Source organism: Undibacterium sp. GrIS 1.2, assembly GCF_040544435.1.
GTDB lineage: Bacteria > Pseudomonadota > Gammaproteobacteria > Burkholderiales > Burkholderiaceae_D > Undibacterium.
In genome coordinates, this window is record NZ_JBEONP010000155.1 from 1 (window position 1) to 1,130 (window position 1,130).

1 protein-coding gene is annotated in these 1,130 nt (G+C 54.2%); it reads right to left on the reverse strand.

What is annotated here, in order from left to right:
* Positions 1 to 1,085 (reverse strand): type VI secretion system Vgr family protein (locus AAKU61_RS22640; protein WP_354335892.1); only part of this gene is annotated, 1,085 nt, incomplete at its 3' end.
* Positions 1,086 to 1,130: the final 45 nt, after the last annotated feature.

The window sequence follows — 1,130 nt, forward strand, 5'->3', positions numbered from 1 at the left end:
AATACCAGCTCACTGTGCTGCGTGGCCATGCCACTGTCGACATACCGCTGCTCTGCCGCGCCATCGTAAAGAGACAAGGACGGCAACATCCCATTGTCCAGACCCGAGGCCGACTCTGCGGCTGGCGCACTCACTTGACGTGCATCCCAGCTAGACAAACTCACCGCATTGGCTTGCACAGAACGGCGTGCAGAAAATTGATTGATGGCATCACTCGATTCAGACGCGCGTACCCCATGAAAACGGATAAGCTTACTCCCAGAACCCTCACCAACTAAGCCATCAGCGAAGTCAACTACCAAGTCAGGCGCTGTCGCTTGCGCATCGAAGATCACCAGCGTATGTTTGGCATGCGGCACATCGCCAGCAGAGTGAGCAGAATCAGCAGATTGGGAAGAGTGAGCAGAAGAGGATGACGATGACGCTGCACCGGAGCCGCTACCACTCTGATCATGGTCAAAGCGCCAGCTCAAGCCTTCAGACGCCAGTAAGCGGGTGAAGAAATCCAGATCACTCTCACGGTATTGGGTACAAACAGGGCGCGCAAGCAGGGGTTGCGTCACATCCCATCGGAAATGGGCTTGCGGATAATCAGCGAGTAAATCGGTGACGATCTGCTGGACATCTTTGTCCTGAAAAATAAACGAGTCACGACGTAAGCGTAAGAAGGACAAAAACGGTTCTAAGCGTAAGCGATAGCGGGTGGTACCACCATCCGCCCCCAGCCAATACGCCTGCGTACAGTAGCCATGCCAGGCTCGCCGTGAACCATCCGCTTGTAACAGACGCAAGGTGATTTCCTCGCCGATAAACTGTTTCAGATCGACCTCGGTAGAGACGCTGAAGGCATCGATATCAAATAAAAACAGCGCATTGACTGCCTCATAGCCGGTAAACGCTTCCACCACCAAGGTCTCTGGCAAGGCCGAGCCTTGTGCGGTGTCCATACTGATCAAGCGGGCGTGCTGACTGAGGAGTGGGCCGGTGAGCTGCTGGACCAGGTTGTCTAAACCAGACAGTGCATCAGAAACTGCACCAGACAGTGCGCCGGAGCGTGCGGTGGGGCTGGTGGTGAGGTAATCCATCAAATGTATTTCCGTGAACGTGGGCTTGTTGATATTGATAAATTA